17 protein-coding genes and 2 pseudogenes are annotated in these 21,338 nt (G+C 68.2%); 9 read left to right on the forward strand and 10 right to left on the reverse strand.

Translation table 11 applies throughout. From position 1 onward, the window contains the following. Positions 1-7: 7 nt before the first annotated feature. A complete protein-coding gene (locus tag NMI01S_RS02755; RefSeq protein ID WP_062994420.1) occupies positions 8-1,456 on the reverse strand; it encodes a cytochrome ubiquinol oxidase subunit I in 1,449 nt (482 codons plus the stop codon). Positions 1,457-1,623: 167 nt separating this feature from the next. Next, positions 1,624-2,538, reverse strand: a complete 915-nt coding sequence (locus tag NMI01S_RS02760; protein WP_062994421.1) for an aminodeoxychorismate lyase — start codon at positions 2,536-2,538, stop codon at positions 1,624-1,626. Positions 2,539-2,702: 164 nt separating this feature from the next. Between NMI01S_RS02760 and ygfZ the strand changes: the two genes are divergently transcribed. The 4 genes and pseudogenes from ygfZ to NMI01S_RS02780 all read left to right on the forward strand — a co-directional run bounded on the left by ygfZ (position 2,703) and on the right by NMI01S_RS02780 (position 6,023). Further along, positions 2,703-3,818: a CAF17-like 4Fe-4S cluster assembly/insertion protein YgfZ gene (gene ygfZ / locus NMI01S_RS02765; protein WP_062994422.1), complete on the forward strand. Its 1,116-nt coding sequence runs from the start codon at positions 2,703-2,705 to the stop codon at positions 3,816-3,818. 23 nt (positions 3,819-3,841) lie between these two features. Then, positions 3,842-4,480: pseudogene (locus tag NMI01S_RS02770) on the forward strand (MOSC domain-containing protein); the annotation flags it as partial. Between the two features lie 188 nt (positions 4,481-4,668). Further along, the gene (locus NMI01S_RS02775) at positions 4,669-5,631 is read left to right on the forward strand and encodes an asparaginase (RefSeq protein ID WP_062994423.1); all 963 of its coding nucleotides are present in this window, start codon (positions 4,669-4,671) and stop codon (positions 5,629-5,631) included. A 185-nt stretch (positions 5,632-5,816) separates the two neighbouring features. Further along, positions 5,817-6,023, forward strand: coding sequence for a DUF3073 domain-containing protein (locus tag NMI01S_RS02780; protein ID WP_036497777.1), 207 nt, complete (start codon positions 5,817-5,819; stop codon positions 6,021-6,023). Between the two features lie 298 nt (positions 6,024-6,321). Here NMI01S_RS02780 and purM read toward each other — a convergent pair whose 3' ends face one another. Continuing rightward, complete coding sequence (gene purM, locus NMI01S_RS02785) at positions 6,322-7,440, reverse strand: phosphoribosylformylglycinamidine cyclo-ligase (protein ID WP_062994424.1); 1,119 nt, start codon at positions 7,438-7,440, stop codon at positions 6,322-6,324. A 187-nt stretch (positions 7,441-7,627) separates the two neighbouring features. Here purM and NMI01S_RS02790 point away from each other — a divergent pair, with 187 nt between their 5' ends. Continuing rightward, the gene (locus NMI01S_RS02790) at positions 7,628-8,494 is read left to right on the forward strand and encodes an alpha/beta fold hydrolase (RefSeq protein ID WP_062994425.1); all 867 of its coding nucleotides are present in this window, start codon (positions 7,628-7,630) and stop codon (positions 8,492-8,494) included. After that, entirely contained in the window at positions 8,481-9,104 is a 624-nt protein-coding gene (locus NMI01S_RS02795; RefSeq protein WP_062994426.1) for a TetR/AcrR family transcriptional regulator, read from the forward strand. The genes NMI01S_RS02790 and NMI01S_RS02795 overlap by 14 nt, the downstream gene beginning before the upstream one ends. Positions 9,105-9,201: 97 nt before the next feature. Here NMI01S_RS02795 and purF read toward each other — a convergent pair whose 3' ends face one another. Next, positions 9,202-10,824: an amidophosphoribosyltransferase gene (gene purF, locus NMI01S_RS02800; protein WP_062994427.1), complete on the reverse strand. Its 1,623-nt coding sequence runs from the start codon at positions 10,822-10,824 to the stop codon at positions 9,202-9,204. 175 nt (positions 10,825-10,999) lie between these two features. On the opposite strand from purF, the gene NMI01S_RS02805 reads away from it, so the two are divergent. Further along, positions 11,000-12,277, forward strand: coding sequence for a YhgE/Pip domain-containing protein (locus NMI01S_RS02805; RefSeq protein ID WP_062994742.1), 1,278 nt, complete (start codon positions 11,000-11,002; stop codon positions 12,275-12,277). 18 nt (positions 12,278-12,295) lie between these two features. On the opposite strand, the gene NMI01S_RS02810 is transcribed toward NMI01S_RS02805, so the two are convergent. From NMI01S_RS02810 to NMI01S_RS02820, 3 genes are all read right to left on the reverse strand, one after another. Next, a complete protein-coding gene (locus tag NMI01S_RS02810; protein ID WP_062994743.1) occupies positions 12,296-12,682 on the reverse strand; it encodes a sterol carrier family protein in 387 nt (128 codons plus the stop codon). Positions 12,683-12,775: 93 nt separating this feature from the next. Continuing rightward, on the reverse strand, positions 12,776-13,420 hold the full coding sequence (locus NMI01S_RS02815) for a CPBP family intramembrane glutamic endopeptidase (protein WP_062994744.1): 645 nt from the start codon (positions 13,418-13,420) through the stop codon (positions 12,776-12,778). A gap of 58 nt (positions 13,421-13,478) precedes the next feature. Beyond that, positions 13,479-15,236 (reverse strand): alpha/beta hydrolase, encoded by a 1,758-nt coding sequence (locus NMI01S_RS02820; RefSeq protein WP_062994428.1) that lies wholly within the window; start codon positions 15,234-15,236, stop codon positions 13,479-13,481. Between the two features lie 170 nt (positions 15,237-15,406). On the opposite strand from NMI01S_RS02820, the pseudogene NMI01S_RS33890 reads away from it, so the two are divergent. Next, positions 15,407-15,564 (forward strand): annotated as a pseudogene (locus NMI01S_RS33890) (YiaA/YiaB family inner membrane protein); the annotation flags it as partial. 134 nt (positions 15,565-15,698) lie between these two features. On the opposite strand, the gene purL reads toward NMI01S_RS33890, so the two are convergent. Further along, on the reverse strand, positions 15,699-17,993 hold the full coding sequence (purL, locus tag NMI01S_RS02830; RefSeq protein WP_062994430.1) for a phosphoribosylformylglycinamidine synthase subunit PurL: 2,295 nt from the start codon (positions 17,991-17,993) through the stop codon (positions 15,699-15,701). A gap of 160 nt (positions 17,994-18,153) precedes the next feature. Here purL and NMI01S_RS02835 point away from each other — a divergent pair, with 160 nt between their 5' ends. After that, positions 18,154-19,446: a glycosyltransferase 87 family protein gene (locus tag NMI01S_RS02835; RefSeq protein ID WP_245716679.1), complete on the forward strand. Its 1,293-nt coding sequence runs from the start codon at positions 18,154-18,156 to the stop codon at positions 19,444-19,446. 19 nt (positions 19,447-19,465) lie between these two features. On the opposite strand, the gene NMI01S_RS02840 is transcribed toward NMI01S_RS02835, so the two are convergent. Continuing rightward, entirely contained in the window at positions 19,466-20,797 is a 1,332-nt protein-coding gene (locus NMI01S_RS02840) for a M18 family aminopeptidase (RefSeq protein ID WP_062994431.1), read from the reverse strand. Between the two features lie 69 nt (positions 20,798-20,866). Then, positions 20,867-21,301 (reverse strand): MarR family winged helix-turn-helix transcriptional regulator, encoded by a 435-nt coding sequence (locus NMI01S_RS02845; protein ID WP_062994432.1) that lies wholly within the window; start codon positions 21,299-21,301, stop codon positions 20,867-20,869. Between the last annotated feature and the right edge of the window lie 37 nt (positions 21,302-21,338).

Below are 21,338 nucleotides of genomic sequence, written 5' to 3' on the forward strand. Positions count from 1 at the left end.
CGGCTCCTCAGTACGCGAACGAAAGCTTCTCGACCGCAGGCGTTTCCGTCTCGGTGGGTGGCGATTCGGGCCCCTCGATCACGTAGCGCCGCATGAGGAAGAACCACACGACGGCCAGGGCGCCGTACAGCACGGTGAAGACGATCAGCGACGTCAGCACGGTGCCGGCGGTATGTCCGGAGACGGCCTGCTGCACGGTCATCCGGATGGCCGGGTTACCGGTCGGATTCGGTGCGACCACCCACGGTTGGCGGCCCATCTCGGTGAACACCCAGCCCGCGCTGTTGGCCAAAAACGGCGTCGGAATGCAGATCAGGCTCAGCCACTTGAACCAGGGCTGATCCGGTATCCGCCCGCGCCGGGTCATCCAGAAGCCCAGCAGCGCGATGGCGGCCGAACCGATCGCCCAGCCGATCATGGCGCGGAAGGTCCAATAGGTGACGAACAGGTTGGGCCGGTAGTCGCCCGGGCCGTACTTGTCGTTGTAGCTGAGCTGAAGGTCCTTGACGCCCTGCAGTGTGACGTCGCTGAACTTGCCCACGGCGAGATACGGCAACACCCCGGGCACCTCGATCACGTGGGTGACGCTGTCGCAGTTGTTGTGCGTGCCGACGGTCAGCACCGAGAAGTCCGGGTCGGTTTGGGTGTGGCACAACGATTCCGCCGAGGCCATCTTCATCGGCTGCTGTTTGAACATCAGCTTGCCTTGGATGTCGCCGGTGAACACCAGCGCGATACCGGCGATCACGATCACCCACATACCGCAGCGGGCGGCCGGTCGCCACATGCTGCGAGCCTCGGCGAGCAGCTCCGGATGACCTGAGCGGGCATTGCGGACCATCCACCAGCCGCCGATACCGGCCACGAAGGTGCCGGCCGTGAGAAACGCGCCCGCGACGACGTGCGGGAAGGCCGCCAGCGCGGTGTTGTTGGTCAGCAGCGCGCCGATGCTCTCCAGTTCGGCGCGGCCGGATTCGGGGTTGTAGCGGGCGCCGACCGGATGCTGCATGAACGAGTTCGCGGCGATGATGAAGTAGGCGGAGGCGTTCACACCGATCGCGACCAGCCAGATGGTGGCCAGGTGGATCAGTTTCGGCAGCCGCGACCAGCCGAAGATCCACAGGCCCAGGAAGGTCGATTCCAGGAAGAACGCGGCCAGGCCCTCCATGGCGAGCGGAGCGCCGAAGACGTCGCCGACGAAGCGCGAGTATTCGCTCCAGTTCATGCCGAACTGGAACTCCTGCACGATGCCGGTGGCGACGCCGAGTGCGAAGTTGATCATGAACAACTTGCCGAAGAACTTCGTCAGCCGGTACCAATGATCCTTACCCGTGATCACCCACGCGGTCTGCATCCCGGCGACCAAGGGCGCGAGGCCGATGGTGAGCGGGACGAAGATGAAGTGATAGACGGTCGTGATCCCGAACTGCCAACGTGAGACGTCGACGACATCCATCCGGCGGCCTCCTGTGTCATGCGGGACATCCACACGTACTACGACATGTCGTAGTAGAGCCTACGCCGGAACAGCCGTGGGGCAACGAGTCCTACGTCACGACATTCCAACAATTATTGCTGCGCGGTAACGGGTTCCGATTCCGACGCTCCGCCACGACGGTCGAATCAGGTCCAGTCGGCGATATTCCAGGCCCGTTCGATCCCGCGATTCACGAGATCCACGATCTCTTCGGCACAATCCGGCGCCGACATCCGCAGCCCGTCCAACGTCGCCACCCGCGCGGCGAGCGTAATGCTCGACAGTAGCCAAACACTGTCGGCGGTAACGAGATCCGCGGTGAACAGCGATTTGTAGCTGCAGTCCCAGCCGGCCTTTCCCGCCGCGGCGAACAGGGCTCGCTGGGTGATGCCGGGCAGTACGCCGTCGCGCGCGGGCGGGGTGAGCAACTGCTTGTCGCGCTGGATCACGACCGTCGAGCGCGGCCCCTCCAGTACTCGATGCTCGGTGCTGGTGAAGATCACGTCGTCGGCATTCTGGCGGGCCGCGAAGCGCAGCGCCGCCATATTCGTCGCATAGGAGAGCGTCTTGGCGCCGAGCAGCAGCCACGGAGCGGTGGTCGCGAGTTCGGTGGAGATGCCGCGCGTGAGGGTGATCACCGAAATACCTTCGGCGCGAGCCTTACTCACCCGTTCGGCGACCGCGCTCACCAGCACGTAGCCGGTGAGATCCGGTGCCGGGCCCGACAGTTCCCCCGAACCGACCCGTCTGGACTCGGCGCCGTCGCGACCCCGGGTCACGATCATGCGCAGCACACCCTCGCGGTCGGACCCCCATTCCTTGACCGCGGATTCCACCGCGGTGCGCCACTGGGCGACATCGGGATCCGGCAGGTCCAGTGCCTGGGCCGAGCGGCGTAGCCGAGCCAGATGTAGTTCCAACGCACTCGCTTTACCGTCACGCACCAGCACCGTCTCGAAGACGCCGTCGCCGCGCAACGCGCCGATGTCGTCCGCGAAGAGCAACGGCTCGTCCGGATTCCGGACGGTACCGTCGAGTGTCACCAGAACTCGATCCACCATGCGTGGCAGCCTAGGCGAATCGAGCGCTCCAGGCGTGGGTACGCAATCGTCCGGCAACGCCCGGGCGAGCCCCGGGGCGACAGGCATATCCACGGCATACTCACCGCACACCTGCGGCAACCCGTGGCGCGGCGCGGGCCCGCGCGACCGCCTATTGTGGAAACGTGTCCGTGGTTGCCGCCCCCAGTCCACTGCTCGGTCTCCCAGGGGCCGTGCCCGGCCCGCCCGATAGTCCCGATGCCGCGGTCGCCTGGCATTACGGCGATCCCTTCGGGGAACAGCGTGCCGCGGCCCAGCGCGTCGCCCTCGTGGACCGTTCGCATCGTTTCGTGGCGCGGATCACCGGCGCCGAACGGCTGAGCTGGCTGCACACGATTTCCAGCCAGCACATCGCCGACCTGAGCGACGGCCGTTCCGCCGAGAATCTGGATCTGGACCTCAACGGCCGCGTCCAGCACCATTTCGTGCTCACCGAACTCGACGGCACGGTGTGGATCGATACCGAAGGCGACCGCGGCCCCGCGCTGCTCGACTTCCTGCAGAAGATGGTCTTCTGGGCCGACGCGAAACCCGAGGCCGCACCGGATCACGCGGTCCTGAGCCTGCTCGGACCGCGAGTGAGCGAGCTGACCGAGACGCTCGGCATCGCCGCGCTGCCGGAGGTGTACGGCGCGGTCGCCCTGCCCGGCGGCGGATTCCTGCGCCGGATGCCGTGGCCCACCGAGCATTCCTACGACCTGGTCGTGCCGCGCGAGCGGCTGAGCGAGCTGTGGACGGCGCTGACCGCGGCCGGCGCCGAACCGGCCGGACTGTGGGCATTCGAGGCGCTGCGAGTGGCCGCGCTGCGCCCGCGTATCGGTGTCGACACCGACGACCGGACCATTCCGCACGAGGCCCACTGGATCGGCGGCCCGGACGAATTCGGCGCGGTCCATCTGAACAAGGGTTGCTATCGCGGGCAGGAAACCGTCGCCCGCGTGCACAATCTCGGTAAACCACCGCGGCATCTGGTGTTGCTGCACCTGGACGGCTCCGCCGATGCCCGGCCCGCGGCCGGTGACGCGGTGACCGCCGGCGGTCGCGCGGTTGGCAGGCTCGGCACGGTGATCGACCATTTCGAACTGGGGCCGATCGCACTCGCGCTGGTCAAACGCGCCATCCCCGCCGACACCCGGCTGGAGGCCGGTCCGATGGCCGCCGCCATCGATCCGGATTCGATCCCGTCCGATGACGAGCCGCAGGCCGGCCGGCTCGCCGTGGACAAGTTGCGCGGCCGGTGAGCGCGCCCGCAGCGCCCCGGGAAATCGGCGCGATCGGCCACGTGCTCGCGGTCTGTGTCCTGCATGCCGAACTCGAGGTACCCGCGAAGGTGAGCCGGGTCGGCCGGACCGCGATCGACAAGCGCCCGGTCGCCGACCGGGTCGCGGTCCGCGCACTGGGCCTGGCCGGTGACCACGTATGCGATACGACACATCACGGCGGCGTCCACCAGGCCGTCTACGCCTACGCCGACGAGGACGCGCGGCAATGGGGCGAGCAGTTGGGCCGCACGCTGGCGCCCGGCTGGTTCGGTGAGAATCTGCGGGTGTCCGGGCTGCCGGTCAGCGATGCGGTGATCGGGGAACGCTGGCGCGTCGGCGAGGCGGTGCTCGAGGTGAGCGCACCGCGCGTGCCGTGCGCGACCTTCGGGCACTGGTCCGGTGAGAAGCAGTGGGTCAAGCGCTTCACCCTGCGGGCCGATACCGGCGCCTACCTGCGGGTGCTGACCGAGGGCACGATCGGTGCCGGTGACCGGGTGCACGTCGACCACATTCCCGAGCACGGCATCACCGTCCGCGACCTGTTCACCGGCCACGATCCGGCCCGGCTGGAGCATCTGCTCGCCGCCGAACCGACGATTTCCGACGATGTGCGCATGCAGATCGCCCGGCATGCGCGGCGGGCCGCCAACGGGGCGCGGGTCACCGCATCCGCGGAGGGGGTCGGCATCGCGGCGGCGGGCCGGACGGCATCGAAGCCGGCGGCGGCCGGGGCCGGGACACCGCACTCGGCGATGCCGAGCGGGACAGTGCTGCGGGCGGAGGAATCGAGTGCAGCGGCTTCCGGCAGCGCGGAGCGAGGAGACCGGCCATGAGTGTGGAATTGGTGGAAGTGGTTCGCTCCGGCTTCCGCGAATGTGTGCACCGGGGGTCGGTGGTGATCGTCGAACCCGACGGGGAGCCCTCGCTCGCCCTGGGTGAGGTGCATCTGCCGATCTTCCCGCGGTCGACCAACAAACCCATGCAAGCGATCACCTTGCTGCGCAACGGTTTCGAGCCGGTGGACGAGGCCGAACTGGCCATCGCCACCGCCTCGCATTTCGGCGAACCCGACCATCTGGCGCTGGTGCGGCGATTGCTGGACCGCTTCGGCTTCGACGAGAACAGCCTGGAGTGCCCGCCGGATCTGCCGATGGGCGAACAGGCCCGCGCCGAGGCCCTGGCCGGTCGCGATCGGCACTCGGCCCCTCGCAAGATCTACATGAACTGCTCGGGCAAACATGCCGCGATGCTGGCGACCTGTGTGATCAACGGCTGGCCGACGACCGGGTATCTCGACCCTTCCCATCCCCTCCAGCAGGCGGTCACGGCCACGATCGCCGACATCACCGGCGAACCCGAGACCGATCTCGGCATCGACGGCTGCGGCCTGCCGATCGTCCCGGTCTCACTGATCAACCTCGCCCGCGCCTACGCCCATCTCGCCACCGCGGCCCCCGGATCGCCGGAACGCCGGGTCGCGGACGCGATTCGCCACCATCCGCGAGTGATTTCGGGCACGGATGCCCCCGATCTCGAGACCATGCGCGCGACCCCGGGTCTGGTCTGCAAGATCGGGGCGGACGGTGTGCACGCGGGGGCCCTGCCGGACGGCCGCGCCTTCGCCTACAAGATCGACGACGGCCACGACCGGGCCCGGATGCCGCTGACGCAGGCGATTCTCCAGCGTATGGGGGTCGAGTGGACCGAGGCCCACACCGCGCTCGCCGGGCCGCCGGTCCTGGGCGGCGGGGCGCGGGTCGGCATCATCCGGGCAATCCCGGGCGCGGTGTAGCAGCTCACCATTTCGGCGAAGGTCCGCCGGACCGCCCCGCCGACGGTGGATGTTCCGCAGTCTTCACCCACTCCTGGAAGCGCGACCGCCTGACACACGCTAAAGTGTCTGTCAGGAAGATTATTAATTCGAACGGGGCCGCCAACCACCCCAGGCCGCCCCGCAGTGACGCGAGGGGGTCAGCCATGGGCCGTGGCCGGGCTAAGGCAAAGCAGACCAAGGTTGCACGCGAGCTGAAGTACAGCTCGCCGTCGACCGACTTCGCGAGCCTTCAGCGCGAGCTGTCGGGGCACACCCCCCGGCGGAGCGGTGTGCTGTCCGAAGAACACGATTCGGACGAATCGCTCAAGCGCTGGGAGGAAGATGAGGACTACGACGACTGGCGCCGCTGACTCCGATCGACGTGCTGCAGGGGGAGGCCTGAGGGGCCTCCCCCTTCGCACGTCGGGCAGCGTTTTCGGCCGATAGGGTCGACCGATCCCACCTCGATGAGGGCTCGTAGTACGGGTTGCCGCCGCGGGTATCAGTGATACCGAGGGCGGCACTACCCGGGTTGAACGTGCCTCGGCACACTGCCGCCCAGCTGCGCTTCCGCCGGTCGCCTTCGGATGCCGCAGCGGCTCAGCCGAACGACAATCGCCTCCCCGAACCGGGCCGTACCCGGGTTCGAGGAGGCGATCGAGTTTCCGGTCAGAACCGGGGGTGTTCGCCGAGTAGCGCCACCCGCGCGGCGTCGGCGTCCTTGGCCTTCTTGACCGATCCCAAGGTCCAGCATTCGATATGCCGCGCGGTCAGCACCGCGAGCGCACGATCGGCATCCTCGGGGGCGACGACGGCGACCATGCCGACGCCCATGTTGAAGGTCTTCTCCATCTCAGCCCGCTCGACCCGGCCACGCTGCGCGATCAGCTTGAAGATCGGCGCGGGATTCCAGGTGCCGCGGTCGATTTCGGCGACCAGCCCGGCCGGCAGCACCCGGGCCAGATTGTTCGCCAGGCCGCCGCCGGTGACGTGGGCGAAGGTGCGCACATCGGTCTCGGCGATCAGCGCCAGACAATCCTTGGCATAGATCTTGGTAGGTTCCAGCAACTCTTCGCCCAGGGTGCGGCCGAATTCCTCGACGTGCCCGGTGAGGGCCATCCGATCGATATCGAGCAGCACCCGGCGCGCCAGGCTGTAACCGTTGGAATGCAGGCCCGAGGAGCCCATCGCGATGACGACGTCACCGGGGCGGACCCGGTCCGGTCCCAGCACCTCGTCTGCCTCCACGACGCCGACGCCGGTCGCGGAGATGTCGTAGTCGTCGGCGCCCATCAGGCCCGGATGCTCGGCGGTCTCGCCGCCCAGCAGCGCGCATCCGGCCTGGATGCAGCCCTCGGCGATACCGGACACGATCTGCGCGACCCGTTCCGGAACCACCTTGCCGACGGCGATGTAGTCCTGCAGGAACAGCGGTTCCGCGCCGCAGACGACCAGATCGTCGACGACCATGGCGACCAGGTCCAGGCCGACCGTGTCGTGCTTGTCCAGCGCCTGCGCGACCGCGATCTTGGTGCCCACACCGTCGGTGGAGGCGGCCAGCAGCGGTTCCCGGTAGCCACCCTTGAGCGCGAACAATCCGGCGAAACCGCCCAGACCGCCCTGTACCTCGGGCCGGCTGGCCTTCTTGGCCAGCGGCGCGAACAACTCGACTGCGCGGTCGCCGGCCTCGATGTCGACACCGGCGGCGGCGTAGGACGCGCCTCCGGATTGGGCCTCGTCGGTGCCTGTGTCGTTCACACCGGCACCACTCGGGGTCTGCTCAGTCATTGTTCGGGAAAGCTCCAAACCGAATCGGCGGACAGATGCCTGATCACGCTACCGGAGCCGGATAACGAGACTGCACCGGTATTGGGCTGCACGTACGGATTCGAGGCTACCGTCACATCAGCCATTGACATACATACGGTATGTAGGTAACTCTGGAACACATCACCCCCACTCCGGAAGGCATGTCATGGGAATCAGCACCAGCCTCGGCCCGGTTCGACACGTCGCGGTCCCCGGCGGCCGCATCCGCTGTCACGACACCGGTTCCGGTTCGCCCGTGGTCTTCGTGCACGGCCTGCTCGTCAATGCCGATCTGTGGCGCAAGGTGGTGCCGGACGTCGCCGCCGCCGGGCATCGCTGCCTCACCCCGGACTGGCCGTTCGGCTCGCATTCGGAGCCGATGCCTGCCGCCGACCTCTCCCCGACCGGCGCGGCCGATCTGATCGCGGCGTTCCTGCGGGAACTCGATCTCACCGACGTCACCCTGGTGGCCAACGACACCGGCGGGGCGATCACACAGATCATGCTGTCGCGCGACCGCAGCCGGGTCGGACGTGTGGTGTTCACCAACTGCGACGCCTACGAGAAGTTCTTCCCGCAGCCGTTCACTCCCCTGCCGCGACTCTCGCGCGTACCCGGCCTGCTCACCGCGGTTCTGCAGAGTCTGCGCTTCCGGCCGGCGCAGCGTCTGCCCATCGCGTACGGGCTGGTCACCAAACAGCCGCTGCCGCACGAGATCGCGGATTCGTATCTGCTGCCGAGCCGCAACTCCGCGGCGATCCGCGCCGACCTGCGCCGGTTCCTGCGCGATATCCACAAGCGTCACACCCTCGCGGCCGCACGCAGTTTCGGCGAGTGGGATCTGCCGGTGCTGCTGGCCTGGGCACCCGAGGACAAGGTGTTCCGGCTCGAGTTCGCGCAGCGGCTGGCACACGATCTGCCCGACGCCACCCTGCGCACGATCGAGGATTCGCTCACCTTCATCGCCGAGGACCAGCCCGAGTTGCTCAGCCAGTTGATCGTGGAGTTCACTCGGCTGCATGCCACGCCGTAGCCAGGAGGACAGATCACGCGCGACGCGGGCGAGTCTCGAAGCGGCCGGGCGGCGGCTGTTCGCCGAACGCGGATATTCCGCGGTGTCGGCGGAGGAGATCGTCGCCGCGGCCGGTGTCACCCGCGGCGCGCTGCATCATCACTACGGCGACAAGCGCGGCCTGTTCATCGCGGTACTGGAACAACTCGAGGCGGACAACACCCAGGAGATCCGGGATGCGATCGACGCCCTGCCCGACCCGACCGATCTGCTGGCCGCGATGGCGACCGGCCTGCACACCTTCCTCGGGGCCAGCCGCCGGCAGGAGACGGTCCGGATCGCCATGTCGGACGGTCCGGCCGTACTCGGCTGGCAAGGCTGGCGGGAGATGGAAGCGCGCCACGGCCTCGGTCTGATCATGAATCAGCTGGAACTGGCCGTGAAGTCCGGACTCGCACCCGCGGTCCCGGTCCGCACCCTGGCCCAACTGATTCTGGCCGCTGTCACCGAGGCGGGCATGATCGTCGCGCACGCCGACGATCCGGATGCGGCCGGAGCCGAGGCCGAACAGTGCATTCTGATGATGGTCGGCGGATTGCTCACACCGCCGAGCACGTCACCGAGCCCCTAGACCCGCGAAGCGGGTTCGACGGCGAATGCGCTTGCGCCACAGGTCGAATTACACCGGGCCGCCACGACGACAGGCCCGGCCACGTCATGCGTGCCGCTCAGGGGCGGCTCAGCGCGCTCGCGTTGGCGTTCTCGCCCAGCAGTTCCGATTCCGGCTTGCCGGAAAGGATCCCCTCGAGGACGTTCTTGCCCACGGCGGCCTCGTCGGGCAGCGGGATCGGGTATTTGCCGTCGAAGCAAGCGCAGCACAGCCGGGTGCGCGGCTGCTCGGTGGCCGCGATCATGCCCTCGAGCGAGATATAGCCGAGGCTGTCGGCGCCGATGGAACGGCGCACGCTCTCGACCATCGCCGCTTCCGAATCCTGCGACCCCCCAGCCAGTTCCGGTCCGGCGCCGTTGGCGATCAACTCTGCCGGCGAGGCGAAGTCGATGCCGTAGAAGCAGGGCCATTTGACCGGCGGTGAGGCGATGCGCACGTGGATCTCCAGCGCCCCGGCCTCGCGCAGCATCCGGATCAGGGCGCGCTGGGTATTGCCGCGGACGATCGAGTCGTCGACCACGATCAACCGCTTCCCGCGAATCACCTCGCGCAACGGGTTGAGCTTGAGCCGGATACCGAGCTGGCGGATGGTCTGGCTGGGCTGGATGAAGGTACGGCCCACGTAGGCGTTCTTCATCAGTCCCTGGCCGTAGGGCACACCGGATCCCTGGGCGTAGCCCACCGCGGCGGGCGTACCGGATTCCGGCACCGGGATCACGAGATCGGCGTCGACGGGATGTTCGGCGGCCAGCCGGCGGCCGATGTCGACCCGGGTGGCGTGCACCGAGCGACCGGCGATCGTCGAATCCGGCCGGGCCAGGTAGACGTATTCGAAAACACAGCCCTTCGGTTCGGGATTGGCGAACCGCAGCGAACGCACCCCGTCCGCGTCGATCGCCAGCAGTTCGCCCGGCTCGATCTCGCGGACGAACGAAGCGCCCACGATATCGAGCGCGGCGGTCTCGCTGGCAACCACCCAGCCGCGGTCGAGGCGGCCCAGGCACAGCGGCCGCACACCCTGCGGGTCTCGCGCCGCGTAGAGGGTGTGCTCGTCCATGAAGGTCAGGCAGAAGGCGCCGCGCAGCGTGGGCAGCAACTCCATGGCCGCCTGCTCGATGCTCTTGTCGGCCGCGGCATGGGCCAGCAGCGCGGTCATCACATCCGAATCCGAGGTGGCGGTGATCGAGCTTCCCGGCAGGCGGCCGTTGATCAGACCCAATTCCCGGGCCCGGGTCGCCAATTCGGCGGTGTTGACCAGATTTCCGTTGTGTCCCAACGCGAGTCCGGTGCCGACCGCAGTGGTCCGGAAGATCGGCTGCGCGTTCTCCCAGATGGTGGAACCGGTGGTCGAGTACCGGCAGTGCCCGATGGCGATATGCCCGGGCATCGCCGCCAGCGTCTGCTCGTCGAAGACCTGCGAAACCAGGCCGAGGTCTTTGAACACCAGCACCTGCGAACCGTCGGCGACCGCGATACCGGCGGCCTCCTGTCCACGGTGCTGCAAGGCATAGAGGCCGTAATACGTGAGCTTGGCCACGTCCTCGCCCGGAGCCCAGACGCCGAAGACGCCACACTCCTCGCGGGGCTCGTTCTCAGGCTCGTCGACTGCGGAGGTGTTGTCGACTGCGGAGGTGTTTCGGCCTGCGGCGGTCTTCGGGGTAGACAGATCGGCGTGGGTCACCGTTTGCTCCCTGTTAGTCGGGCGGGGGGCACTCATCATTCTACGGGTCATCCGCGCGAAACCCACGTCCGGATCCGCCGGGTGGCGAGCTGTTTGCTGCTACGGTTCGACCGTGGCGAGCACCGACACCGCACTACAAAGTCGAAATCTGCGGCGGCTGATTCCGTTTCGATGGATGTTCCCTGTGGCGGTCCTCTCAGTGGTGGCAGCGTTGCTGGGCCTGCTGTATCTCGACTATGTCGTCGATCCGCAGCGGAATCTGCACGACTTCCCGATCGCCCTGGTCAACCAGGACGTGGGTGACACGCTCGGCGCACCCGGCCAGGAAAAACGCGTGAACTTCGGCGACCAGGTCGCCGACGGGCTGCGTGCCGCCGTGCCCGCCGATCAGATCGATCTGCGCGTACTCGGGCTGCCGGAGGCCCAGCAGCAGATGCAGAACGGCCAGGTCTACGGCGCGGTCGTCATTCCGAGCGATTTCAGCAAGCGGCTGGGGATCCTGGGTGTGGGCAGTGTCATACCCGGCGATATCGAGCGTCCGATCATCACCCTGATGACCAATCCGCGGTCGGGCACCTACGCGACCCAGATCGTGGTGCGTTTCGGTAATCAGGCGCTGCCACAGATCAACGACAAGGTGGGTCAGCAGCTCGTCGAGCAGGTGCGGGCTCAGCTCACCCCGGCGCCGGGCGGCCCGCCTGCTCCCGAACTGTCCGGCGCGACCCGCCTCACGCTGGCGCAGCCGCTGGAGATCCTGGTGCAGGAGTTCCATCCCCTGCCGGGCGGATCCGGCCAGGGGCTGACCGCCTTCTTCTACGCCCTGCTGTTGCTGATGGCCGGCATGCTCGGCGCGATGATCGTGCACACGATGATCGACTCGGCCCTCGGCTTCGTGCCGACCGAATACGGGCCGTGGTACGTGCACTATCCCGCCACACCGGTCTCCAGACTCCGCACGCTGTTGATCAAGTGGGCGGTCATGGCGGTCGCCGCGGTGGTGGTCTCCGCGATTCTGCTCGGTATCGGCGCGGCACTGGGAATGCCTCTGGACAATCCACTGGGCCTGTATCTCTACGGCGTGCTCGCGATCATCGCAGTCGGATTCACCGGTATCTCCATCCTGGCCGCGATCGGCTCGGCCGGTCTGCTGGTCAACATGATCCTGTTCATCGTGCTGGGGCTGCCGTCGTCGGGCGGCACGGTGCCGATCGAGGCGACGCCGAAGTATCTCGGCTGGCTGGCCACGTTCGAACCCATGCATCAGGTCTTCCTGGCGGTGCGTTCGCTGCTGTATTTCGACGGCAACGGCGCGGCCGGTTTCACCCGCGGATTCTGGATGACTGTGCTCGGCCTCGGGATCGGTCTGGCGCTCGGGTTGATCGTGACGCGTTTCTACGACCGAAAAGGGCTGGAGCGCAAGCCGATCAACCGCACCGAGCCCGCCCCGGCCTAGTTCACCGAGCCCCCGGATTCACAGCGCCACCAGCGGCAGCCAGCGGGCCAACTCCCCCGCCCGGATTCCGGACGCGCTCAACGCGCCCGTCTCCACCGCGGTGTCGAAATCGAGCAGTCCCGTCGCGAGCAACAGCCACGTCCGCGCGTCGGTCTCCACCACGTTCGGCGGCGTGCCCCGGGTGTGCCGCGGACCCTCGATGCACTGCACCGCCACGAAGGGCGGTACCCGCACCTCCACCGAGGCGCCCGGCGCCGCCGCGGCCAGACTCCGCGCGGTCCCGCGCACGGCCGCCGCCAGCTCGGACCGCCCCGGCTGTGCCGCCGACTCGTCGCGCAGCCACGCACCGACCGCGGCCACCGAATCACGCACCTGAGCAGGGTCCACAGCCGAATGTCGCGCCATTCCACCGAGGGTAGCGAGCCGCTCGGACATATCGCGCAGGTGGCGGCACGCGGCATCCGGGCCCGCCGGCACCTGGACGGTGAGGACGCGCACCTAGCGGTGAGACGGACTCCGGCCGCGCAGCCGGGCGGCCGCGGACGGGGCCAGGGCGCCTCCGGCATTGAGGGCGAGGTGCGCGAGCGCCGGCGCCGTCGCACTACCGGTGCGGCGTCGAAGCCACGAGAAGAGCAGGCCACCGGCGCCGGTGACGGCGACGGTGGCCGCGACATCGTCGCCCGCCGAGCGCGCCGGATGAATGTGCCAGAGACCGAATATCAGTGCGCCGCAATGCCTTCGCACGGGCCCCGCATCCTCCAACAGCCGATCCAGCGTGCCCCGGAAGATCAGTTCCTCGCTGTAGACGGTGCCCACCGGAATGTGGAGGCCGACCCATTCGGCCGTACTCACCTCCGGCTCGCGATCGGCGACCGCCGCTATCCGATCACGGATTCCCGGCACGGCGAGGCCCACGCCGTACGCAGCACCGACAGCACCGAATACGACTGCGCCCCAGGTGAATCCGCGCCGGGAGAGCCACTCCGGCCTACCACCGAAGACAGCGGCGTATCCGGTCGCGAACGCGGCGTTGGCGAGTGTGCGACCTCGTATGCCCGCCCCCAGCCGCGGCAACACGAGATTGCTCCACATCAGGGCGACGCAGGCTGCCGGAAGAGCGCGTACCGCGCCTCGGCGACTCATCTCGACCCGCACCGTGCGAAGTGCGCGTTCTCCGCCGTGGCGGCGGCGATCCCGCCGCTCATTTCACCACGCGTTCGAATGCCTCGGACAGTTCGAGCTGAGTCCGAATGTTCTCCTGCAGTTGAGAATTCCACTCCGGCGGTGGCAGCACGGCCGCCCAGCCGTCGAGGACCAGGGTGCCGTAGTTGTGGCCGTGCCCGTCGCTGACGCCCTGGGCGTTGGTCAGGTCGGCGGCGACCTGCCAGAAGGTGACCAGCGGCCACCAGCGCATCTGCGTGGACACGTCGGAGCCGCGCGGTTCGGAGAGCCAATCCGGTTGGGAGAAGATCAGATCCGGCGACCACCAGACGATCGGGTCGGAGGGGTGTTGCAGATAGGCGATGCGCGGATGCCGCCATTCCGGTGACGGTTTCGCCAGATCCGGTGCGCCGGAGGCGAATCGGACCACGAGACCGTCGGCGTAGATCGGCTCCACCTCGCGGGTGCCGGGATCGCGGCGCTCGACGAACTGCTTCCACAGCCGATTCGAATTCGGCGGCCCCACCCACAGCGCGCCGTCCACCTTGGTGCGCAGATCGGCCAGCCCGTCGAAGGCCGCCTCAGACCCCTGCGAACCCAGGCTCTCCCCGTAGACCAACAGTTTCGGCCGCGACTGCGGCGGCCGCGCCGACCAGGCGGCATAGACCGCGTCGAACATCTTCTTCCCCGCCACCGCGACCTTCTCCCGGTCCGCGAGGAACGACAGCACGCTGGGCAGGTAGGAATACTGCGAGGCCAGGATCGCGGTGTCGCCGCCGTACATGTACTCGAGCGCACCGGCGGACGTCGAGTTCACCCATCCGGTTCCGGTGGTGGTGACGATGACCAGCACCTTGCGGTCGAAGGCGTGGGTGCGTTCCAGTTCGGCGACCGCCAGCTGCTCCTGGGTCCGCCCCTCGCCCGCCGAGCCGAGGCCGACGTAGACCCGGACCGGTTCGCGCGCGGGCTTACCCGTCACCGCGCCGATCCGGAAGGCATCGGGTCCGTGGGAGACGAACCATCGCCCCTCCGAACCGAGCGTGTCCCATCCGGCCAGGGAGGCGGGGCTGCCGGAGCGCTCGGGTGCGGTCGGCTGCACCGCGTACGGCGTCATCTTGTCGTTGCGCACGCTGAACGCCGAGTTGGCGACGGTGAAGAACGCCTCCGACAGCACACCGTTGAACAGCAGCACCGCCACCACGGCCAGCACGATCGCGCCGGCGCTGGGCGCCAGCTGCGGCGGCACCCGCACCCAGCGGCTGAGCAGACGGGCGAAGAACCGCACGATCCACCGCACCGTCCGGTAGATCGCCACCACCAGCGCGGCCACCGCGACGCTGAGTCCACCGGTGCGCAGGTAGGCGGCGCGCGTGGTGCCTTCCATATCCATCAGGCCGTAGATCTGCCGTTGCCAGTCGGCGGAGAGGACGAGCATGTAGATCGCGGTGAGCAGGCAGATCGTCAGGATCGTCACCTTCACCGCGTAGCGAATCCGCAGCGACGGTGCGCGAAAACGCAAGCGCGGCCGGATCAGTCTGCGAAAACCCCACTCCAGCAGGCAGCCCACGCCGTAACCGATGGCGGCATTCAAACCGCTGATCAGACCTTGGAACAACCAGTCGCGCGGCAGCAGTGACGGCGTCACCGACCAGGCGAAAAACACTGTCGCGGTAACAAGTCCGACGTAATTGAGCGCGATGATGTCGTCCTCGAGCCGCCGCAGCAGCAGCAGGCCTCGCCGATAGACCACAACGCCGCGCGTACGCAGCGTTGTGAGAGTCTCGGCGGTATCGAGCACCCGTCAAGTATGGCGGTCGGTGTGCCGAAATCGGGGACCTGGCCACGTGAGGCAAACAACTGCTACAACGGGAATTACCCGGGGTACTCGAGTAGTTCTACGCACGATCCCCGCGGCCCGGGACCGCAGACTCGAGGGTATGAGCACTCCCACCCAGCAGAGGAGCAGCCCCGCGCGGTTTCCTGTTGATGACCACGCTGTTCATAGTGTCGAGCGCGTTCACCCTCGCCAAGGTGATCCGCGACCAGAATCCGTCCGCGCGCACCAGCGCATCGACGAGGCCCGCGTGGAAAAGCTGATGGCCGAGCATGATCCGTTCCGGATGTGAGCGGACCGCGGCGCCGGCAGCGTCCGATGGCACCCTGCGCGGCTCCCTCCGTGGTTACGCGCACTGCCGCCTCCGGTCGCGTCACTCCGGGTGCGGCCGCGGTCCCGGTCATCGCGGGCTCGGGGCGCCGCGGGTCACTTCGCGGTGGCGCCGAACAGCGCGGGCAGCGTGCCCTCGTGGGCGGTGCGCAGCTCGTCCATCGTGATCGAGAACTGGCCCTGCACCTCGACCGAGTCCGAGCCCTGATCCACGACACCGATACGCACCCATGGCAGTTCGCGCGCGGTGCACATCTTGGTGAAGCGCGTCTCCTCCGACCGCGGCACGGCGACCAGGACGCGTCCGGCCGATTCCGAGAACAGCGTGACGAACGGGTCGTCGCCCTCGGGAAGCAGGATGCGCACACCCGTTTCGCCGGCCAGCGCCCCCTCCACGACCGCCTGGGCCAGTCCGCCCTCGCTGAGATCGTGCGCGGCGCTGATCATTCCGTCGCGCGAACCGGCGGTCAGCACCTCGGCAAGCAACTGTTCGCGGGCGAAGTCCACCCGCGGCGGCACACCGCCCAGATGATCGTGCTCGACCTGCGACCAGATCGATCCGTCGAATTCGTCGCGGGTCTCGCCGAGCAGGATCAGCGTCTCACCGGGTTCGGTGCCGAATCCGGTCGGAATGCGCCGGTGCACATCGTCGATGACGCCGAGCACGCCGACCACCGGGGTCGGCAGGATCGCGGTCCGGCCGGTCTGGTTGTAGAAGCTGACGTTACCGCCGGTGACCGGAATGCCCAGGGCCACACAGCCGTCCGCGAGGCCGCGCACGGCCTGCTGGAACTGCCACATCACGCCCGGATCCTCGGGGGAACCGAAGTTGAGGCAGTTGGTGACGGCCTTCGGGGTGGCGCCGGTGCTGGCGACATTGCGGTAGGCCTCGGCCAGCGCCAGCTGCGCGCCGGTGTACGGGTCGAGTTTGGTGTAGCGGCCCGAGGCGTCGGTGGCCAGGGCGATGCCCCGGCCGGACTCCTCGTCGATGCGGATCACACCGGCGTCGGCATGTTCGGCCAGCACCGTGTTGCCGCGCACGTACCGGTCGTACTGCTCGACGATCCACTTGCGGCTGCACAGCTGCGGGCTGGAGATCAGCTTCAGCAGCGTGGCCCGCAGGTCGTCGCCGGACTTCGGCCGGTCCAGCCCGGCGGTGGTGTCGGCGACCAGTGCGTCCTGCTCCTCGGGGCGCTGCACGGGCCGCTCGTAGACGGGTCCCTCGTGCGCGACGGTGCGCGGCGGCACGTCCACCACGGTCTCGCCGTGCCAGTTCACCACCAGGCGGTCGCCGTCGGTGACCTCGCCGATCACGGTGGCCAGCACATCCCACTTGTGGCACACGGCCATGAACGCCTCGACGTTGTCCGGCGTCACCACCGCGCACATACGTTCCTGCGATTCGCTGGAGAGCACTTCCGCCGGAGTCATATTCGCCGCGCGCAGTGGCACCCGGTCCAGATCGATGCGCATGCCGCCGTCGCCGGCCGCCGCCAATTCCGACGTCGCACAGGACAATCCGGCGCCGCCGAGATCCTGGATACCGACCACCAGGCCGGCGTGGTACAGCTCGAGACAGCACTCGATGAGCACCTTCTCGGCGAACGGGTCACCCACCTGCACGCTGGGCAGTTTCTTACGGCCGGAACCGGATTCGTCACCCGAGAAGGTGTCCGAGGCCAGCACCGACACACCGCCGATGCCGTCCAGGCCGGTCCGCGCGCCGAACAGCACGATCTTGTTGCCGGCGCCGGAGGCGAAGGCCAGGTGCAGATCCTCCACCCGCATCACGCCCGCGCACAGCGCGTTCACCAGCGGATTGCCCTGGTAGGAGGCGTCGAACACGGTCTCGCCGCCGACATTGGGCAGGCCGAGGGAGTTGCCGTAGCCGCCGACACCGCGCACGACACCGTCGACCACGCGGCGGGTGTCGGGGTGGTCGGCGGCGCCGAAGCGCAGCTGGTCCATCACCGCGATCGGCCGTGCGCCCATCGCCATGATGTCGCGCACGATGCCGCCGACGCCGGTGGCCGCACCCTGATACGGCTCGACGTAGGACGGGTGGTTGTGGCTTTCCACCTTGAAGGTGACCGCCCAGCCGTCACCGATGTCCACGACGCCCGCGTTCTCGCCGATACCGGCCAGCATGGAGGCGCGCATCTCGTCGGTGGTGGTCTGGCCGAAGTAGCGCAGATGCACCTTCGAGGATTTGTAGGAGCAGTGTTCGCTCCACATCACCGAGTACATCGCCAGCTCGGCATCGGTGGGGCGGCGGCCCAGAATGTCGCGGATGCGCGCGTATTCGTCGTCCTTGAGACCCAGCTCCTTGTACGGCTGCGGGGTATCCGGGGTGGCTGCGGCGGCGCTGACGGTGTCGACGTGGACAGTCACGGTGGGCTACCTAGGTCCTTTCGGCCGGGCAAACGTGCAGCTACGAGCTCCGACGCTGGAGTGAGAGACGGAATGCACGCGGATGGGGAATCCAGGCCAGTCTAATGGGTGGCAAACCCAGCCCGACCAGGCAGCACCTGTTCACCGGTACGCTGAGCCGGTGAACGATCGATCCAGGGTCGCGGATCCGGACGAACTGCCCGCGACCACGTCGTCCGCGCGGTCGACCGGGGGGCTGACGACCCGGCAGCGAAGGCTGCTCATGATCGCGATCGCCTTGTTCGTCGTCTCGGCGATCGTCTCCTGGGCCGCCCACATCTGGACCGGCTACATCGATCTCCAGGTCTACCGCAACGGCGCGCACACGTGGCTCGACGGCGGCGACCTGTACGGGCCGATGCCCAAGGTCTACGGCATCGGGCTGCCGTTCACCTATCCGCCGCTGGCCGCGCTGTTCTTCGCCCCGCTCGCGCTGATGCCGCTCGCCGTCGCCGAATGGCTGGTGCTGCTCACCTCGATGGCGAGCCTGGCGGTCACGCTGTGGCTGGTCCTGTCCCGGGTGCGGCCGCGGATGGATCGCTCCACCCGGGTGATCCTGCTGATCGGGGCACTCGCCGTGCTCGGCCTGTCCGAACCGGTGCGCCAGACCTACAACTTCGGCCAGATCAATCTGATCTTGATGGCAGCCGTGGCGCTCGACGCGCTGGTGCGCAAACCGTTCTGGCCGCGCGGCATGCTGATCGGAATCACGGTGTCGGTGAAGCTGATTCCGGCCGGCTATCTGCTGTACTTCCTGCTGCGCCGGGACTGGCGAGCGTGCCTGACCCTCATCGCCTCGGCGATCGGCGCGATCGCGCTGGCATTCCTGCTGTTCCCGCACGATTCCACCGAATACTGGTTCCACACACTGATCGATACCGGTCGCATCGGGCCGCCACAGTACGCGGGCAATCAGTCGCTCAAGGGTTTCGCATTCCGCCTGGGCGTCTCCGACGCGGCCGCGACGGGGATCTGGATCGGGTTGTCGCTCATCGCGATCGGACTGGCCGCGCTCTGGATGAAGCGGCTGCTCGACGCCGGCCACCAGGTGTCCGCGCTGCTGGTCAATTCGGCCGCGGTCCTGCTCGTCTCGCCGGTCTCGTGGTCGCACCACTGGGTGTGGGTCGCCCCCGCGCTCGTGGTCGCGGGCGACCTGATCGCCCGGATGCCGGCCGCGGACGCACCGGACACACCGGGGCGCGCGGCGCGGCGGCGGATGTGGATCGCGGTCACCGCCGCGATCACCGTGCTGTTCATGGTCGGCCCGCAGTGGGTGCTGCCGCACAACGCCGACCGCGAACTGCGCTGGGCGTGGTGGCAGCAGATCATCGGCAGCAGCTATGTGCTGGTGACCTTCGCCGCCCTGGTGATCGCGGCGATCGTCTATCGGCCCGCGGTGTCCGATTCGGCGTGAGCGACGCGGCCCTCCGTGGTTACGCTGCGCTGCCGCCTCCGGGCCGCGCCGCTCCCGCCGGGGTGAGGAAGGCCGCCAGCGCCGCCGAATAGGAGGGCACGTCCGCGGCTCCCATCAGTTCGCGGGCCGAATGCATCGCCAGCTGCGGTGCACCCACATCGACGGTCGGCATGCCGGTGCGCGCCGCGGTCATCGGGCCGATCGTCGAACCACACGGCAGATCCGCGCGATGCACGTACCGCTGCAGCGGCACGCCGGCCTGCGCACAGGCCAGAGCGAAGGCTCCGGCGCCGACCGCGTCGGTGGCGTAGCGCAAATTCTGGTTCACCTTCAGCACCGGGCCACCGCCGACCTCGATGCGATGCGAGGGCTCGTGCCGGTCCGGATAATTGGGGTGGGTGGCGTGAGCCATGTCGCCGGAGGCGCAGATCGAACCCGCCAGTGCCGCAAGGTAATCCGCGCGGCCACCGCCGCGGGCGAGCACGATCCGCTCCAGGATCGCGGGCAGCAGATCCGATTGCGCGCCGCGGTCGGATTGGCTGCCGACCTCCTCGTGATCGAACATCGCCAGCACCGGGGTGACATCGCCGTCCCGGCCGGCGGCGGCCAGGAACGCCTGCAGTCCGGCATAGCAGGTGGCCTGATTGTCCAGCCGCGGCGCGCTCACCAGATCCCGGTCGCGGCCGACCACCCGGCTCGGTTCCAGGTCGTGGGTCATCAGTTCCCATCCGAGCACGTCACTGGCGGGGACGCCGGCCTGCTCGGCGACGTAGGCGATGAACGAGCGCGGCCGCTCCCCCAACCCCCAGATACCGTTGACGTGGCGTTGCGGATCCAGCGTCACACCGCGCCGATCCTCGGACAGGTGGATGGCCAGTTGCGGCACACGGACCAGCGGATCGTCGATGCGGACCAGCCGCTGACCCAGCCCGTCGCCCTCGCGCACGGTGAGCCGGCCCGAGATGCCGAGATCGCGATCCAGCCAGGAATTGAGCCAGGCGCCGCCATAGGGCTCCAGGCCGATCATCTGCCAGCCCGCGACGGCCAGGTCGGGATGCTGTTTGACGCGCAGATTCGGACTGTCGGTGTGCGCGCCGACCACCCGGAACGCCCCCGCCGGATCGGTGTTCGTCGCGACCCATGCCACCAGCGAACCGCCGCGGATCACGAAGTAGCGGCCCCCTCCCCCGTTCGTCTCCGCCGCCTCGGACCACGGCCGGGCCTCGGGCAGTTCGGTGAATCCGTGCGCCGCCAATTCGGCTGCCACGGTGCGGCATACGTGGAACGGAGATGGCGAGGCATCGATGAAGGCGCACAGCCCGGAGGCCGTCGCGGTGGTGGAGACCGGCATACCGGCGATCCTAACGGCTGCCGGAATTGCCGTATTTTTGCCGAGTCGGCCGTCTCCTACCGAACCGGATCAATCCGCCTGCGTCTCGACCATCAACTCGAGTAGCCGGAGCAATTCCGCGTGATTTCGCGCGCCGATTCGTTTCCGCAATTCCTCTTCGGCCAGTGACTCCTGCTCACGAACCGAATCCACCAGATCCTTGCCGCGGTGGGTCAAACCGATGAGAATGCGGCGGCGATCGTCCTCGGCCGCAATTCGAAAGATCAGGCCGCGTTCGGCCAGGGCGTCGGCGTGACGGGTGGCCGACGAGGGCGGTAGCTGGGCGCGAACCGCGAGCTCGCTCATGGTGATGCCGGAGCGGTCGGACAGATTCGACAGCATGGCCCACTGGTCGGCGGTCAGTTGCCTGGCACACAGTGCCGCGTCGAGGTGCCGGAGCCAACCGCGTTCCGCAGCGCGCAGCGCCCCGTGCAGCGTGGCGACGCCACTTACAATGGTCGACATATTCTCCGCCCCATCATTTCGCTCGGATACGAAGAAG

Source organism: Nocardia mikamii NBRC 108933 (assembly GCF_001613505.1).
In the GTDB taxonomy this organism is placed as follows: domain Bacteria; phylum Actinomycetota; class Actinomycetes; order Mycobacteriales; family Mycobacteriaceae; genus Nocardia; species Nocardia mikamii.

What these genes read in the sequence shown, in the direction of transcription:
- purM (WP_062994424.1), bottom strand. Translation starts at nt 7,440, where the DNA reads ATGACTGAGCAGACCCCGAGTGGTGCCGGTGTGAACGACACAGGCACC.
- NMI01S_RS02780 (WP_036497777.1), top strand. Translation starts at nt 5,817, where the DNA reads ATGGGCCGTGGCCGGGCTAAGGCAAAGCAGACCAAGGTTGCACGCGAG.
- NMI01S_RS02805 (WP_062994742.1), top strand. Translation starts at nt 11,000, where the DNA reads ATGTTCCCTGTGGCGGTCCTCTCAGTGGTGGCAGCGTTGCTGGGCCTG.
- NMI01S_RS02840 (WP_062994431.1), bottom strand. Translation starts at nt 20,797, where the DNA reads ATGCCGGTCTCCACCACCGCGACGGCCTCCGGGCTGTGCGCCTTCATC.
- NMI01S_RS02775 (WP_062994423.1), top strand. Translation starts at nt 4,669, where the DNA reads ATGAGTGTGGAATTGGTGGAAGTGGTTCGCTCCGGCTTCCGCGAATGT.
- NMI01S_RS02790 (WP_062994425.1), top strand. Translation starts at nt 7,628, where the DNA reads ATGGGAATCAGCACCAGCCTCGGCCCGGTTCGACACGTCGCGGTCCCC.
- NMI01S_RS02815 (WP_062994744.1), bottom strand. Translation starts at nt 13,420, where the DNA reads ATGAGTCGCCGAGGCGCGGTACGCGCTCTTCCGGCAGCCTGCGTCGCC.
- NMI01S_RS02760 (WP_062994421.1), bottom strand. Translation starts at nt 2,538, where the DNA reads ATGGTGGATCGAGTTCTGGTGACACTCGACGGTACCGTCCGGAATCCG.
- NMI01S_RS02755 (WP_062994420.1), bottom strand. Translation starts at nt 1,456, where the DNA reads ATGGATGTCGTCGACGTCTCACGTTGGCAGTTCGGGATCACGACCGTC.
- NMI01S_RS02845 (WP_062994432.1), bottom strand. Translation starts at nt 21,301, where the DNA reads ATGTCGACCATTGTAAGTGGCGTCGCCACGCTGCACGGGGCGCTGCGC.
- NMI01S_RS02795 (WP_062994426.1), top strand. Translation starts at nt 8,481, where the DNA reads ATGCCACGCCGTAGCCAGGAGGACAGATCACGCGCGACGCGGGCGAGT.
- NMI01S_RS02810 (WP_062994743.1), bottom strand. Translation starts at nt 12,682, where the DNA reads ATGGCGCGACATTCGGCTGTGGACCCTGCTCAGGTGCGTGATTCGGTG.